Source organism: Pseudomonas azotoformans, from assembly GCF_001579805.1.
Taxonomy (GTDB): Bacteria; Pseudomonadota; Gammaproteobacteria; order Pseudomonadales; family Pseudomonadaceae; genus Aquipseudomonas; species Aquipseudomonas azotoformans_A.
The window spans coordinates 5,782,773-5,796,980 of record NZ_CP014546.1 but is presented as its reverse complement, the minus strand read 5'-3'; the positions used below and the strand labels follow the sequence as shown (position 1 = coordinate 5,796,980).

Here is a 14,208-nt window from a genome sequence, read left to right as displayed (position 1 = left end):
ACAAGTAAACGAGGGAATTGCGCGGGGATTTAGGCAGTTACATAAGCAGTTACAGCTCCTTTGAAGAAAAAAATCGTCCGTTGATGCAAGTCTGCTTTAAAAGTAGATGAGAATTACTATAAATTGCACGCACTCAAACTGCCATCACCTGAAGGCTGTCTTTATTTGCACCCAAGGACCTAATGCCGCCACCCGGCGGTCGGGAGTCATGTTGGAAAACTACTATCGCGAGCTGGTGTGTTTCCTCAACGCCAAGCTGGGCAACCGTCAGGTGGCCGAAGATGTGGTGCATGACGCTTATGTCCGGGTGCTGGAGCGTTCCAGCGACACGCCGATCGAACAACCCCGTGCCTTTTTGTACCGCACCGCGCTCAACCTGGTGATCGACGGCCATCGGCGCAACGCCTTGCGCCAGGTCGAACCCCTGGACGTGCTGGATGCGCAAGAGTGCTTCGCCAGCAGTTCGCCCCATACCAGTCACGACCACGGCCAGCGCCTGGAACTGCTCGAACGCGCCCTGGCCGAGCTGCCGGCGGCCTGTCGCGACAGCTTCCTGCTGCGCAAGCTCGAAGGCCTGACCCACCTGCAGATCGCCGAACGCCTGTGCATTTCCCGCGCCCTGGTGGAAAAACACATCGTCAACGCCATGAAGCACTGCCGGGTGCGGATGCGCGAGTGGGAAGCGCACTGATCAATGATCAGTTAAATTTTATTTCACTGTCCTCGTTTCCTATCAACACACGGCCTGTTGTTCAGGTCTTGAAGGTATTTCCGCCCCACCGCCAAGGGGCTTATCCAGAGGACACTGGAATGACACAGGCAATTGCTTCGCCCGCGGTTCACGACCTGATCGGTATCGGTTTCGGCCCTTCGAACCTGGCGCTGGCCATCGCCCTGCAGGAGCGCGAAAAGGCCCAGGGCAAACTGGACGTGCTGTTTCTCGACAAACAGGCTGACTACCGCTGGCACGGCAATACCCTGGTGACCCAGAGCGAACTGCAGATCTCGTTCCTCAAGGACCTGGTGACCCTGCGCAACCCCACCAGCCCGTATTCCTTCGTCAACTACCTGAAAGCCCACGACCGCCTGGTGGACTTCATCAACCTGGGCACCTTCTACCCGTGCCGCATGGAGTACAACGACTACCTGCGCTGGGTCGCCGGGCAGTTCCAGGCCCAGGCGCGCTATGGCGAGGAAGTGCTGGCCATCGAGCCGATCCTGCACCAGCAGCAGGTTGAAGCGCTGCGCGTGATTTCCCGCGATGCGCTGGGTGAGCAACATGTGCGCACCACCCGTTCGGTGGTGGTCAGCGCCGGCGGCACGCCGCGTATTCCTGAAGCGTTCAAGGCGCTGAAGGGCGACAGCCGGGTGTTCCACCATTCCCAATACCTGGAGCGCATGGCCAGTCAGCCGTGTGTCGAGGGCAAGGCCATGCGCATCGCCATCATCGGCGGTGGCCAGAGCGCGGCAGAAGCCTTCATCGACTTGAATGACAGTTTCCCGTCGGTGCAGGTCGACATGATCCTGCGCGGTTCGGCGCTCAAGCCCGCCGACGACAGCCCGTTCGTCAACGAAGTGTTCTCGCCGGCCTTCACCGACCTGGTGTTCCAGCAGGAGGGCGCCGAGCGTGAGCGTTTGGTCGCCGAATACCAGAACACCAACTATTCGGTGGTGGACCTGGACCTGATCGAGCGTATCTACGGCATCTTCTACCGCCAGAAAGTCTCCGGCATCGCGCGCCAGGCGTTCCGCACCATGACCGTGGTCGAGAAGGCCACCCCAGGCCCGCTGGGCATCGAACTGGTGCTGCGCAACAACGCCAACGGCGACACCAGCATCAATCACTACGACGCGGTGATCCTGGCCACCGGCTACGAGCGCCAGACGCACCGCGCCTTGCTCGCGCCGCTGGAAGACTACCTGGGTGACTTCGAGGTGGCGCGTGACTACCGCATCGTCACTGATGAGCGTTGCAACGCCGGTATCTACATCCAAGGCTTCAGCCAGGCCAGCCACGGCTTGAGCGATACTTTGCTGTCGGTATTGCCGATTCGTGCGGATGAGATTGCGGCGTCGCTGTATGCGCTGGACCGTGGGCGCGGCAAGGGGCGCTCGGTGCAGGACCTGTTGCTCGCCACGGCAAGCTGAGTTCCAGCTGCAAGAGTCTAGCTGCAAGAGTCTAGCTGCAAGCTCCAAGCTTGCAGCCTGCAGCTTTCCCCTGATACTGTACAAAAAACCAGTATCGGTAACCCTCCATGCAGTTGATCGAAAAACTCAGCATTCTCGCCGACGCCGCCAAGTACGATGCTTCGTGCGCCAGCAGTGGCGCGCCCAAGCGCAGCTCCGAGGGCAAGGCGGGGCTGGGTTCCACCGATGGCATGGGTATTTGCCATAGCTACACGCCGGACGGGCGTTGTGTGTCGCTGCTCAAGGTGTTGCTCACCAACTTCTGTCTTTACGACTGCCAGTACTGCGTCAACCGCCGCTCCAGCGACGTGCCCCGCGCGCGTTTCAGCCCGGAGGAGGTGGTTACCCTGACCCTGGACTTCTACCGGCGCAATTGCGTCAGCGGGCTGTTTCTCAGTTCCGGCATCATCCGTTCGTCCGACTACACCATGGAGCAGTTGGTGCGGGTCGCCAAATTGCTGCGCGAAGAGCATGACTTTCGCGGCTATATCCATCTCAAGACCATTCCTGACGCCGACCCGGCGCTGATCGCCGAAGCCGGGAAGTATGCCGATCGCCTGAGCGTGAACATCGAATTGCCCACCGAGGCCAGCCTGCAGACCCTGGCGCCGGAAAAAAAGATCGTGTCGATCAAGCAGGCCATGCAGACCATCTACACCGGCGAGCAGACGGTCCGCAACGAACCGCGCGCGCCGCGTTTTGCCCCGGCCGGGCAGAGCACGCAACTGATCGTCGGCGCCGACGACACCGATGACAGCACCATCCTCCACGGCGCCGAGGCGTTGTACGGTAATTTCAAGCTGCGCCGCGTGTATTACTCGGCGTTCAGCCCCATTCCCAACAGTCCGAAAAGCGTGCCTTTGGCAGCACCGCCCTTGATGCGCGAGCACCGCTTGTACCAGGCGGACTTCCTGTTGCGCAGTTATGGCTTCAGCGCCAACGAGCTTTTCCAAGGCCCCGGCCACCTGGCCCTGGATATCGACCCCAAGCTGGCCTGGGCCCTGGAAAACCGTGAGGTGTTCCCCCTGGACCTGAACCGCGCCGAACCGACCTTGATCGCGCGTATCCCAGGCATTGGCCTGCGCACTACCCAGCGCCTGGTGGACCTGCGCCGCGAGCGCAAGATCCGCTTCGAAGACCTGGCGCGCATGCGGTGTGTGCTGGCCAAGGCCAAGCCGTTTTTCATCACCAGCGACTACCATCCGCAACAGGCTGACAGCACCAGCGTGTTGCTGCGCGAGCAATTGCGCGACCGTCCGCAGCCGCAGCAAATGGGCTTGTGGGGATGATCAGCCTGGAGTGCAACAACCTGTTCAGCACCTGGCGCGAGCAGGCGCGCTGGCTGCTGAGTCATCAGGTCGACCCCAGCCAGGTGAGCTGGGGCGAGGCTGAGGTGGCGGACCTGTTTGCCACCGACGAACCGATTCCCGAAGGCTTGGGGCCTTACCAGACGCGGGTGCCCAAGGCCCTGCTGGAATTGCTGGAGTCGGCGGCCTGCTACCACGGGGACCAGCGCTGGAGCCTGTTGTATGAAGTGTTGTGGCGCGTCAGTCATGGTGACCGCACGGCGATGCTGGCGGGGGACAAGCTGGGCAGTGAGTTGCAGCGGCGGATCAAGCAGGTCAGTCGCGAGGCGCACCATCTGCATGCGTTTGTGCGATTTGTCGCGCTACCGGCCGGGGCGGGGCTGGAGTTGCCGGAATATGTGGCCTGGCATGAGCCGGCCCACGACATCCTGAAGTCCGCCAGTCAGCATTTTGTAGGACGGATGGGGCGTCATCGCTGGATGATCGCCACGCCGTTGGATGGGGTGTATTACGACGGCGAGCAGCTTGTTCATCAGCGCGAGTGCCCCGAGGCTTGGCGCCAGCTGGCACAGAATGTCGAGGACCCCCACAGTGCGATGTGGCTGACCTATTACAGCCACATCTTCAACCCGGCGCGCTTGAACCCCAAGGTGATGGAAGGGCATCTGCCGAGCCGGTTCTGGAAAAACCTGCCCGAGGGCAAGTTGATTCCGGGTTTGATCACCGAGGCGCGGACGGGGAAGCAGAAGGACGGGCAGGCAAAGTTGATTGGTGCAAAACCGGGTCGCCAGATTGCCAACCCCCACCGAGCGCGGTGACCAACCCCACGCTCGCCTGCAACTGACGGGTCTGTACCGCCTGCAACGTGCGTTGTGCCTGCAAGGCTGCCGTCTGTGCGGTGACCACGTCCAGGTAGCTTACCGCGCCGGCCTCGTAGCTGTTCATCGCCAGCGTTTGTGTGTGTTGCGCCGCATCCGCCGCCGCCTGCTCATCCTGGGCTTCCTGTTGCAGGTCTCGTAGCTGCGCCAGGTTGTCCTCGACTTCGCGCACCGCTTTCAAGACATGGCTGCGGTATTGCGCCGAGGCTTCTTCAAACTCGGCTTTGGCTTGGCGTTCATTGGCGCTCAAGCGGCCGCCATCAAAGATCGGCAAGTTCACCAGTGGGCCCCAGCGCCCAATAGCGATTGCCCGCCGACAGCAGGTTGCCGACGCCTTGCGTCTGCCCACCGATCAGCCCGGTCAGGCTGAAGTCCGGGTACCACGCGGCCTTGGCTACGCCGATATTGGCATTGGCTGCAAACACCCGGCGTTCCGCCGCCGCGATATCCGGCCGACGTTGCAGCAGGTGGCTCGGTAGCTGCGAAGGAATCCCCGGCAGCGCGATCAACCTCTCGCTTGGCGACAAACTGAAATTACTGGCGGCCACGCCCACCAATTCGCCTATCGCATGTTCGGTGAGGTTGCGTTGGCCCTGTACTTCATCCCATTGCGCCTTGGCTTCGGCCAACTGATTCTGTGCGCGCGTCAGGTCGAGCTCCGACGCAATCTGGCCTTCATATCGGCTGCGAGTCAGTTGCAATGCCTGGCTGAAATCATCCAGCGAACTCTTGAGAATCCGCGCCTGGGCATCCAGCCCGTTGAGCTGCACGTACAAGGTCGCCAACTGATGTTGCAGGCTCAAGCGCGCCACCGCCAAATCATCGCCGGACGCCTGTGCCTGTGCATCTCCGGCCGCCACCTGGTTGCGGATTTTGCCCCACAGGTCCAGGTCGTAGCTCAGTGAAAACCCTGCGGTGTTGCTGTTGTACACCGATGGCTGCGTATCCCCTCGCAGCGGCCGCGAGTCCGATTGCCGCTGGCGCAATGGCTGCGCGCTGGCGGTGATCTGCGGGAACAACCCCGCATGCAATTGGCTGGCATAGGCCTGGGACGCATCGAAGTGCGCGAGTGCCGCCGCCAAGTCGGGGTTGGCCTTGAGCAGTTGCTGTTGCAGGTCGTTCAGGCGCGAATCCTGGTAGAGCGTCCACCATTCGGGGGCCAATTGATCGGACGGTTGCGCGCTGTGCCAGGGACCCTCGCTGGTCTGTTCGCGGTAGCCGGCCGGCAGGTCAACAGTAGGCACCTTGTAGGTCGGCGCCATCGAGCAGCCCTGCAACGCCAGCAGCATCAGCGCTGCCAGGGGTTTAAGCCTTAGGCGCATGCGCACCTCCGGCGGCGGCTAGTTGCACTGGGTCGCCTTCACGCAGGGCGTCCGGCGGGTTGTCGACGACGCGGTCGGCGGGTTTCAGGCCTTGGTCGATGACCAGGCGTTCGCCCAGGTCCAGGCCGATGTGAATGTCCTGCAGGTGTACGTGATTCTGCGCATCCAGCACCGCCACCTGTGTGCCTTGGGCACGGAAGATCAACGCGCTGGCCGGAATGCTCACGCCGTGGGTATCCGCCGGAATCGGCAAGGTGGCTTCGGCGTAGTCACCGGGGAGCAATTCGCCATTAGGGTTGTCTGCCACGAACTGCGCAAGCAGGGTGCCGGAGCGGCGGTCGATGGCGGTGGAATCACCGATCAGGCGCGCCTTGAAGTGCTCACCGGGGTGCTCGGGCACAGTCAGCTCGGCTTCAAGGCCGGGGTGGATGACCGCCGCGTAGTTCTGCGGCACGGGCACATACAGGCGCAATTGATGGGTGTCGGCGATGTTGAACAGCTCGGGATCGCTGTCGGTGTCGGCCTTGATCAATTGGCCGATATCGGTGTTGCGTGCGGTGATGGTGCCGGCGAACGGCGCGCGGATCGTCTTGTAGCTTTCCAATGCGGACAGCCGCGCATAGTCGGCAGCGGCGGCTTCGGCGTTGGCTTTTGCGGCGGCGGCGTTGGAGGTTTTTTCATCGGCCTCCTGGCGCGAAACCGAATGGCTGGCGAGCAGGTTTTGCCAGCGCGTCGCGGTGGTTTCGGCCAGGCGTGCGTTGGCCTGTTCCTGTATCAGCCGTGCATGGGTTTGCACCAGTTGCTGGTCCAGGTCGGGGCTGTCGATCTCGGCAAGGATTTGCCCGGCTTTGACCTGGGTGCCGATGTCGGCTTTCCAGTCTTTCAAGTAGCCGCTGACGCGGGCGTGAATCGGCGCCTTGCTCCAGGCTTCCAGGTGCGCCGGCAAGCGCAGGGTGTCGCCGGCGGCATTCTGCTGCGGTTGGAACACCATCACCTGCGGGACGGCGGCGGTTTCGGTCCAGGCCGTGACCGATTGTTCGTGCAGCGTGCGGGCGTGCAGGCCGTTGGCGACCAACAGGGCGGCCAGGGTCAGGCCGCCGACACCCATGAGCATCAGACGCTTGCGCGAGGGTTTGTGATCAGACGACATGAGACGTTTCTCCAGCAGTGGCGCGAGTAGGGTGACGGCCGTGGACCAGGCTAAAGACCACGGGGACAAATAACAGAGTGGCGGTGGTGGCGAGGATCAGGCCACCGATCACCGCCCGGCCGAGCGGGGCGTTTTGCTCCTCGGAAATCGCCAGGGGCAACATGCCGATGATCATCGCCAGGGCGGTCATGCACACCGGGCGAAAGCGCGTGTAACCGGCTTCCAGCGCGGCCTTGAGCGCATCGCCATGTTCGGCCAGGCGTTCACGGCAGAAGCTCACCACCAGGATCGAGTTGGCGGTGGCTACGCCCATGCACAGGATCGCGCCGGTCAAGGCGGGCACCGACAACGAGGTGCCGCTGAGGAACAGCATCCACACGATCCCCGCCAGTGCGGCCGGCAAGGCGGTGATGATCACGAACGGATCGACCCACGACTGGAAGTTGACCACGATCAGCAGGTAGATCAGCACCACCGCGCCAAGCAAGCCAAAGCTCAAGCCGCTGAAGGCTTCGTGCAACGCATCGATTTGCCCGTGCAGGCTGATCACCGCGCCTTTGGGGCGCATGGACGCGGTGTCATCCAGCACTTTCTGCACATCGCGGGCCACGCCGCCGAGGTCGCGACCTTGCACGTTGGCGTACAGGTCCAGGGTCGGTTCGATGTTGTAATGGGTCACCACCGCCGGGCTTTGCACACGGGAGATGGTGGCCACGCCGCCAAGGATCTGCGACTTGCCATCGGCGCCGGTCACCGGCAGCGCTTCCAGCGAAGGCAGGCTGTCGAGGCGATATTGCGGGGTGGCGGCGACGATCGAGTAGGACACGCCGTTGGCGGGGTTGAGCCAGAAGGTCGGTGCCACTTGGGAACTGCCGGCGAGGGAGGCGACCATGCTGTTGGTCACGTCACGTTCGGTAATGCCCAGGCCGTTGGCGCGCAGGCGGTCGACGTTGACCTGCAAGGACGGGTAGCCGGTGGACTGCTGGATGCGCAGGTCAGCGATGCCGGGTACGTGTTGCAGGCGCCGCTCCAGTTCCACCGCATAGGCGCGGTTTTCTTCATCGCTGCGCCCGGAGATTTTCACGTCCAGCGGGGCCGGGGCGCCGAAGTTGAGGATCTGGCTGCTGATGTCGGCTGGCAGGAATGCGAAGTGGCTGCCGGGGAAACTTTCCGGCAGGGTTTCGCGCAGTTTCTTCACGTAATCGGCGGTGGGCGCGTGGTCTTTTTTCAGGGTGACCTGGATGTCGCCGTCCTGCGGGCCGATGGTGCCGCTGCTGCTGTAGGCCATGTCGATGCCGCTCAGCGGGATGCCAATGTTGTCGACGATGGTGTCGAGTTCTTCGGCGGGAATCACCTCGCGAATCCGCGCTTCGATACGGTCGAAGGCGGCGGCGCTTTCTTCGATGCGCGTGCCCAGTGGCAGGCGCACGTGCAGGGCCAATGCGCCCGCGTCGGTGGCCGGGAAGAAGTCCTGGCCGAGGCTCGGCAGCAACAGGAACGACGCCAGCACGCAAGCCAGGAAACCGACGATAAAGCCCTTGCGATTACCCAAGGCCAAGGTCAGCAGACCATGGTAGGTGTCACGGATGTTCGAGAAGTGCCGTTCAAAGCCCTGCTGGAAATTCAGCACCGATTGCAGCACGCGATTGCGTGGTTTCTTGTGCTGCTCGCCCTCGTGATGGTTGATGAATGCATCTTCCGGATGATGCCCGGCGCCTGGCTCCGGCGTGTGCGGCTTGAGCAGGAACATCGCCAGGGTCGGCACCAGCGTACGCGAAAGAATGAACGAGCTGGCCATGGCAAAGATCACCGCCAGGGCCATCGGCCGGAACAGGTAACCGGCGATGCCTTGCAGCAAAAACATCGGCACGAACACGATGCAGATACACAGCAGCGAGACGAACGCCGGGCCGACGATCTGTGCGGCGCCGTCGAGGATTGCGGTCTTCACCGCCTTGCCTTGTTCCAGGTGCCAGTTGATGTTTTCGATGGTCACCGTGGCGTCGTCCACCAGGATTCCCACCGCCAACGCCAGCCCGCCGAGGGTCATCACGTTGAGGGTTTGCCCGCTGACCGCCAGCAGTGCAATCGCCGACAGCACGGCCAGGGGAATCGAGGCGGCAATAATGATCGTGGAACGCCAACTGCCGAGGAACAGCAGGATCATCGCACTGGTCAGCAGCGCGGCAATGATGCCTTCCTGGGCCACGCTGCCCACCGACTGTTTGACGAACACCGAGGCGTCCCCCAGCAGCGAGGTCTTCAGCGACGGCGGCAGGGTTTCGTTGATGCGCGGCAGCATCTGGCGGATGCCGTCGATGATCGACAGGGTGGAGATGCTGCCGTTTTTCAGCGCTGGCATGAGGACCGCACGGTGGCCGTCGACGCGCACGATATTGGTCTGCGGCGGCGAGCCGTCGCGCACGTGGGCGACTTGGCCGATGGTGATCAAGGCGCCATCGACGGTCTTGATCGGCAGGTCATTCAGCTCATCGATGGCCTTGGGGCTGTTGTTGAGCAGGATCGTGTATTCGTTGGGGCCGAGTTTGGCGGTGCCCACCGGGATGATCTGGTTCTGCAGGGCCAAGGCGTTCCCCACGTCCTGGGCCGACAAGCCTTTGGCGGCCAGCGCCTGTGGGTCGAGGTCCAGCGTGATCTGGCGCTGCTTGCCGCCCATTGGCGTCGGCATGGCCAATCCGGGCAGGGCGCTCAGGGGCAGGCGGATGTTGTTCTGCACCAAGTCGCGGATCTTGGCTTCCGAGAGGCTGGGGCTGGAGAACGCCATCTGCAAAATCGGCACCGTGGAGGCGCTGTAGTTGAGGATCAGCGGCGGCGTGATGCCCGGCGGCATCTGCTTGAGCACGGTTTGTGACACCGCTGTCACCTGGGCGTTGGCGGTGCGGATATCCACGCCGGGTTGGAAGAAGATCTTGACGATGCCCATGCCGGGCAGGGATTGCGATTCGATATGCTCGATGTCGTTGACGGTGGTGCTCAGGGAGCGTTCATAGGTGTAGATCACCCGACCGGCCATGGCGTCCGGCGACAGGCCGTTGTACTGCCAGACCACGGCAACCACGGGGATGCCGATGTCCGGGAAAACGTCAGTGGGGGTACGCAGGGCCGCCATCGGCCCGATGATGCAGATGAATATGGCCAACACGATAAACGTGTACGGCTTTTGCAGTGCGGTCTTTACCAGCCCGAGCATGCGTGAAACCTCCGGAGGGAGCAGGATTGCAAACCCCGGCAGTCTTGCCCGACCCACCTAACACGCACCTTTCAGCCAGGTGAAGGAACATTTAGGAAGGGGCTGAAGATCGTTTCATATGTATTCATTTGTTCTACAAAGGGTGGCTCCTCAAGCTTGTAGCCCATCGGACACATCGTCCCTATTTGTTGGAGCCCTGCCATGTCACTCAAACCTCTGTTATTGATTCCCGCCCTCGGTGCTGTGCTGTTGTTGTCGGCGTGCGCCGGCCCGATCCCCAAGGCCGACCCGAGCGAAGCGTGGATCGGTCTGAAAGAAGAGGCCCCCAACGACCTGATGGCCGAACGCGTTGACGGCAAGCGTGTGGATGACGGACGTTTCTTTGAAGTGACGCCTGGAGACCATCGCCTGGATGTGACGCTGTTCGAAGAAGAGCCAGGCGACGACAACCAGCAGGACTGCCAGGGTCGGGTCGAGTACAAGGATTTCAAGGCAGGTGAGCACTACACCCTGGTGGAGTCGAGCCTGGGCACCACCGTGCGCGCATCCTTGATGGATGGTCACGGCAAGGAAGTCGCGGCGACTCAGGACTTCAATTGCATGCCGGGCTAGGCGTGATGTACCGCTACCTTATGGGGCTTGGCGGGTGCAGCGGGTTTGACGTGGGGGTGATGGTGCCGACGGGTGATGCGCAACACCCCCCACAACATGGCGCCGGCTACAGCCAGCCAACCGCAGATCAACAGGACAATCGTTGTTGCAAGGCTCATTCGGGCCTCCTTTCGCCCCGCAGGGGGCACACACAGTCTTCTCAATGGACAGTCTAGCTACCTGGCGGTTGCCTGCTATTGACCAATGGTCGTGTCTGTCCAACTTCTTTGCTCTATCCGCGTCCTTTACTAAAGCTGCGGGCTATACCCGCGTAGCAGAGCGTCCTATGATCAGGGCCCTTACCGGCAGTTGATCAAGAGAGTAGAAAATTGCGGTTACGGTCGAACCTGAAAACATCCTTGTTCCTCGCGTGTGCCTTGGGCCTTGCGGCGTGTTCCTCCACCCCGTCGAGACTGGCCGGCCTGCCGGAGCGCGTCGAACTCAATGGCGTGCCGACCTTTCGCAGCGAGGCCTACCAGAGCGGTCCTACGTCTTTAGCCAGCATGCTGTCGCAACAAGGCATTGTCATGACACCGGGGCTGTTGGATAAACCGTTGCATCTGCCGGGCGGCGAAGCCGACCTTGAGCGCAACATGCAGGTGCTGGCGCGTGAGTACGGGCTGATGGTGTATCCGCTGGAGGCCAAGCTGACGGCAGTGCTGGCCCAGGTGGCGGCGGGTTATCCGGTGATGGCGCGGATTGGCGGCGGGCTGTGGTCGGATGCGCACTACGTGGTCGTGGTGGGGTTCAACCAGCAGAAAAGCACGGTGTTGTTGCGCTCGGGGATGGATCGGCGCTTGCTGATGAGCTTCAGCGACTTTGAGTCCAAATGGAAAAGCGCCGGCAGTTGGGCAATCCTCACCCAGCGCCCGAGCCAGTTGCCGGCGAATGTGGATGCACAACGGTGGCGGGACTCGGCGAATGCGACGGCCCAGGCCGGGCAGGAGCGGGCGGCGGCGCAGGCGCTGAAGGTGTTGGCGGAACGCAAATAAACAAACGGCGCTATCAAAGCGCCGTTTTTTATATCGCTTAGCGACGGGCTTCCGCAGCGTTGGGGCGATTCTTCAGGTTCTTGTCGGCCTTGTAGCGCAGCGCCACATCCGGCACTGAACCGCTCTTGCCGGTCTCGACCCAATTGCGGATACGGCTGGCATCGGCAAAGTGGGTGAATTTGCCGAAAGCATCCAGGATCACCAACGACACCGGACGGTTGCCCATGCTGGTCACCAGCACCAGACAGTGGCCGGCCTGGTTGGTGAAACCGGTCTTGGTCAGCTTGATATCCCAGTTGGCGCGGTTGATCAGGTGGTCGGTGTTGGAGAAGCCCAGGGTGTAGTTGGGCTTGCGGAACGACACGGTCTTTTCCTTGGTGGTGCTCAACTGGCTCAGCAACGGGTAGTGACGCGCGGCGGCCAGCAGCTTGCTCAGGTCACGGGCGGTGGACACGTTGTGGATCGACAGGCCCGTGGGTTCTACATAGTGAGTGCTGGTCATGCCCAGCGCCTTGGCCTTGGCGTTCATCGCCGCGATAAACGCCGGGTAGCCGCCTGGGTAGTGGTGCGCCAGGCTGGCGGCAGCGCGGTTTTCCGAGGACATCAGGGCGATCAGCAGCATCTCTTTGCGCGGCATTTCACTGCCGATTTTCACGCGGGAGAACACGCCTTTCATTTCCGGCGTGTCCTTGATGTTGATATCGATGTACTCATCCATGTTCTGCTTGGCTTCCAGCACGATCAGGCCGGTCATCAACTTGCTCACCGAGGCGATTGGCACCACCACGTCGGGGTTGCTGGAATAAATGACTTTATTGGTCTGCAGGTCCACCAGCATGGCGCTGCCGGAAGCGATTTGCAGTTTGGATGTGTCACGCGGGGCCTGGGTGGTTTCGGCGGCGTGCGCGAAGGTGCCTGTGAAAGCAAAAAATAGGCTGACAATAGAGAGACGAATTTTCACGCGGGTGAACTCGCTAAAAAAGTAAGGAAATACCGTTCGGGAACGGGTTTTTGATAAATGCCGTTACATTTTAGGAGTATGGATCAGAAACTGTCGAATGTTCTTCTAGAACCCGATGAAAGTTCTTAAAAACTAAGAAAAAACAGGGTTTATCGCGGGCAATAAAAAGCCCTGCGCTAAAGCAGGGCTTTTTAAGTACGCCTGGTTATTAAGCGTGCAGGGTCTCTGCGGCGTACAGGGTATTTTCCAGCAGGCAAGCGCGGGTCATCGGGCCGACGCCGCCTGGCACTGGGGTGATCCAGCCGGCGCGGGGCAGGGCGGTTTCGTACACCACATCGCCCACCAGCTTGCCGTCGTCCTGGCGGTTGATGCCCACGTCGATGACGATGGCGCCTTCCTTGATCCATTCACCTTTGACCAGTCCTGGCTTGCCGGCAGCAACCACAACCAGGTCGGCGCGGCCGACGTGGCCGGCGAGGTCTTTGGTGAAACGGTGGGTGACGGTCACAGTGCAACCGGCCAGCAACAATTCCATGGCCATCGGGCGGCCGACGATGTTGGAGGCGCCGACCACGACTGCATCGAGGCCGTACAGGTCGACACCGGTGCTTTCCAGCAGGGTCATGATGCCTTTTGGCGTGCACGGGCGCAGCAGTGGGATGCGCTGGGCCAGGCGGCCGACGTTATAAGGGTGGAAACCGTCGACGTCTTTGTCGGGGCGAATGCGCTCCAGCAATTTGGAGGCGTCCAGATGCTCGGGCAATGGCAGTTGCAGCAGGATGCCATCGATCTTCGGGTCGTCGTTGAGGCTGTCGATCAGGTCGGTCAGGGCCTGCTGGGTGGTTTCGGAAGGCAAGTCGTAGGCCTTGGAAATAAAGCCGACCTCTTCACAGTCTTTACGCTTGTGCGAGACATAAACCTGAGAGGCAGGATCGCTGCCGACCAGGATCACCGCGAGGCCAGGCGTGCGCAGGCCTTGCTGGCTGCGCTCGGTGACTCGTTTGGCGATCTGCTGGCGCAGGCTGGCGGCGATTGATTTGCCGTCGATAAGTTGTGCAGTCATTACGCGTGATTAACCATCGAGAGGGGGAAGAAAAGTGCGCGCATTCTCGCATGCCAGGACGTGAGGGCAAAGGCGCTTGGTCTGCAAATTGCCCTAACCCCTTAAATAAAATCAGTTTTTTTCAAAAAAGATTTGACGGGTTTCGAGGGCGTCTATACTATTCGTCGCACTTGTCGGGCACAGCCTAGCACTGGTTAAGAAGGTCGAGCAGAATAGCGTGTTGTTCTGTAAGGCTGGAAGCACTTAGTTTGTAATCCTCCAAGAGTACAGATTAATCAGGCGCCCGTAGCTCAGCTGGATAGAGCATCCGCCTTCTAAGCGGATGGTCGCAGGTTCGAGTCCTGCCGGGTGCGCCATTAGGCAGCTTTGGCACAAGTAGCGCTATATGGTGGGCGTAGCTCAGTTGGTAGAGCACGGGATTGTGACTCCCGTTGTCGAGGGTTCGATCCCCTTCGTCCACCCCATATTTTAAAGGCGCCAGATTAA

The 14,208-nt window shown here is 61.4% G+C and carries 11 protein-coding genes, 2 tRNA genes and 1 pseudogene; 8 read left to right on the top strand and 6 right to left on the bottom strand.

The features are described 5' to 3' along the window. The first annotated feature begins 208 nt into the window (after window positions 1-208). The 4 genes from AYR47_RS26565 (at window position 209) to AYR47_RS26550 (ending at window position 4,312) form a co-directional block, all read left to right on the top strand. Window positions 209-691, top strand: coding sequence for a sigma-70 family RNA polymerase sigma factor (locus tag AYR47_RS26565; protein WP_033903279.1), 483 nt, complete (start codon window positions 209-211; stop codon window positions 689-691). 119 nt (window positions 692-810) lie between these two features. Continuing rightward, window positions 811-2,148, top strand: coding sequence for a lysine N(6)-hydroxylase/L-ornithine N(5)-oxygenase family protein (locus AYR47_RS26560; RefSeq protein WP_016974872.1), 1,338 nt, complete (start codon window positions 811-813; stop codon window positions 2,146-2,148). Window positions 2,149-2,255: 107 nt separating this feature from the next. Continuing rightward, window positions 2,256-3,476, top strand: coding sequence for a putative DNA modification/repair radical SAM protein (locus AYR47_RS26555; protein WP_038847671.1), 1,221 nt, complete (start codon window positions 2,256-2,258; stop codon window positions 3,474-3,476). Further along, window positions 3,473-4,312 carry a TIGR03915 family putative DNA repair protein gene (locus AYR47_RS26550; RefSeq protein ID WP_033903276.1) on the top strand — a complete coding sequence of 280 codons (840 nt, stop codon included), beginning with the start codon at window positions 3,473-3,475 and terminating at the stop codon, window positions 4,310-4,312. The genes AYR47_RS26555 and AYR47_RS26550 overlap by 4 nt, the downstream gene beginning before the upstream one ends. Here AYR47_RS26550 and AYR47_RS26545 read toward each other — a convergent pair. The 3 genes and pseudogenes from AYR47_RS26545 to AYR47_RS26535 all read right to left on the bottom strand — a co-directional run bounded on the left by AYR47_RS26545 (window position 4,215) and on the right by AYR47_RS26535 (window position 10,055). Continuing rightward, window positions 4,215-5,694, bottom strand: a pseudogene (locus AYR47_RS26545) (efflux transporter outer membrane subunit). The gene AYR47_RS26550 and the pseudogene AYR47_RS26545 sit on opposite strands and share 98 nt — an antisense overlap. Further along, the gene (locus AYR47_RS26540) at window positions 5,678-6,844 is read right to left on the bottom strand and encodes an efflux RND transporter periplasmic adaptor subunit (protein ID WP_061448972.1); all 1,167 of its coding nucleotides are present in this window, start codon (window positions 6,842-6,844) and stop codon (window positions 5,678-5,680) included. Before AYR47_RS26540 ends, AYR47_RS26545 begins: the two are co-directional and overlap by 17 nt. Next, window positions 6,834-10,055 (bottom strand): efflux RND transporter permease subunit, encoded by a 3,222-nt coding sequence (locus AYR47_RS26535; protein WP_061448971.1) that lies wholly within the window; start codon window positions 10,053-10,055, stop codon window positions 6,834-6,836. Before AYR47_RS26535 ends, AYR47_RS26540 begins: the two co-directional genes overlap by 11 nt. Window positions 10,056-10,256: 201 nt before the next feature. Between AYR47_RS26535 and AYR47_RS26530 the strand changes: the two genes are divergently transcribed. After that, window positions 10,257-10,667: a PA0061/PA0062 family lipoprotein gene (locus tag AYR47_RS26530; protein ID WP_016978010.1), complete on the top strand. Its 411-nt coding sequence runs from the start codon at window positions 10,257-10,259 to the stop codon at window positions 10,665-10,667. Here the strand turns inward: AYR47_RS26530 and AYR47_RS32760 are convergent. Further along, entirely contained in the window at window positions 10,664-10,825 is a 162-nt protein-coding gene (locus tag AYR47_RS32760; RefSeq protein ID WP_016978011.1) for a hypothetical protein, read from the bottom strand. The genes AYR47_RS26530 and AYR47_RS32760 overlap by 4 nt on opposite strands. 210 nt (window positions 10,826-11,035) lie before the next feature. Here AYR47_RS32760 and AYR47_RS26525 point away from each other — a divergent pair, with 210 nt between their 5' ends. After that, window positions 11,036-11,698: a C39 family peptidase gene (locus tag AYR47_RS26525; RefSeq protein ID WP_033903273.1), complete on the top strand. Its 663-nt coding sequence runs from the start codon at window positions 11,036-11,038 to the stop codon at window positions 11,696-11,698. Between the two features lie 37 nt (window positions 11,699-11,735). Here the strand turns inward: AYR47_RS26525 and pbpG are convergent, their stop codons facing one another. Beyond that, window positions 11,736-12,659: a D-alanyl-D-alanine endopeptidase gene (gene pbpG, locus AYR47_RS26520; RefSeq protein ID WP_033903272.1), complete on the bottom strand. Its 924-nt coding sequence runs from the start codon at window positions 12,657-12,659 to the stop codon at window positions 11,736-11,738. A gap of 208 nt (window positions 12,660-12,867) precedes the next feature. Further along, a complete protein-coding gene (gene folD / locus AYR47_RS26515) occupies window positions 12,868-13,722 on the bottom strand; it encodes a bifunctional methylenetetrahydrofolate dehydrogenase/methenyltetrahydrofolate cyclohydrolase FolD (RefSeq protein ID WP_061448970.1) in 855 nt (284 codons plus the stop codon). A 279-nt stretch (window positions 13,723-14,001) separates the two neighbouring features. On the opposite strand from folD, the gene AYR47_RS26510 reads away from it, so the two are divergent. Further along, window positions 14,002-14,078: transfer RNA gene (locus AYR47_RS26510), tRNA-Arg, on the top strand. Between the two features lie 32 nt (window positions 14,079-14,110). Then, window positions 14,111-14,186: transfer RNA gene (locus AYR47_RS26505), tRNA-His, on the top strand. The last annotated feature ends 22 nt before the right edge of the window (window positions 14,187-14,208 follow it).

What these genes read in the sequence shown, in the direction of transcription:
- AYR47_RS26565 (WP_033903279.1), top strand. Translation starts at nt 209, where the DNA reads ATGTTGGAAAACTACTATCGCGAGCTGGTGTGTTTCCTCAACGCCAAG.
- AYR47_RS26560 (WP_016974872.1), top strand. Translation starts at nt 811, where the DNA reads ATGACACAGGCAATTGCTTCGCCCGCGGTTCACGACCTGATCGGTATC.
- AYR47_RS26555 (WP_038847671.1), top strand. Translation starts at nt 2,256, where the DNA reads ATGCAGTTGATCGAAAAACTCAGCATTCTCGCCGACGCCGCCAAGTAC.
- AYR47_RS26550 (WP_033903276.1), top strand. Translation starts at nt 3,473, where the DNA reads ATGATCAGCCTGGAGTGCAACAACCTGTTCAGCACCTGGCGCGAGCAG.
- AYR47_RS26540 (WP_061448972.1), bottom strand. Translation starts at nt 6,844, where the DNA reads ATGTCGTCTGATCACAAACCCTCGCGCAAGCGTCTGATGCTCATGGGT.
- AYR47_RS26535 (WP_061448971.1), bottom strand. Translation starts at nt 10,055, where the DNA reads ATGCTCGGGCTGGTAAAGACCGCACTGCAAAAGCCGTACACGTTTATC.
- AYR47_RS26530 (WP_016978010.1), top strand. Translation starts at nt 10,257, where the DNA reads ATGTCACTCAAACCTCTGTTATTGATTCCCGCCCTCGGTGCTGTGCTG.
- AYR47_RS32760 (WP_016978011.1), bottom strand. Translation starts at nt 10,825, where the DNA reads ATGAGCCTTGCAACAACGATTGTCCTGTTGATCTGCGGTTGGCTGGCT.
- folD (WP_061448970.1), bottom strand. Translation starts at nt 13,722, where the DNA reads ATGACTGCACAACTTATCGACGGCAAATCAATCGCCGCCAGCCTGCGC.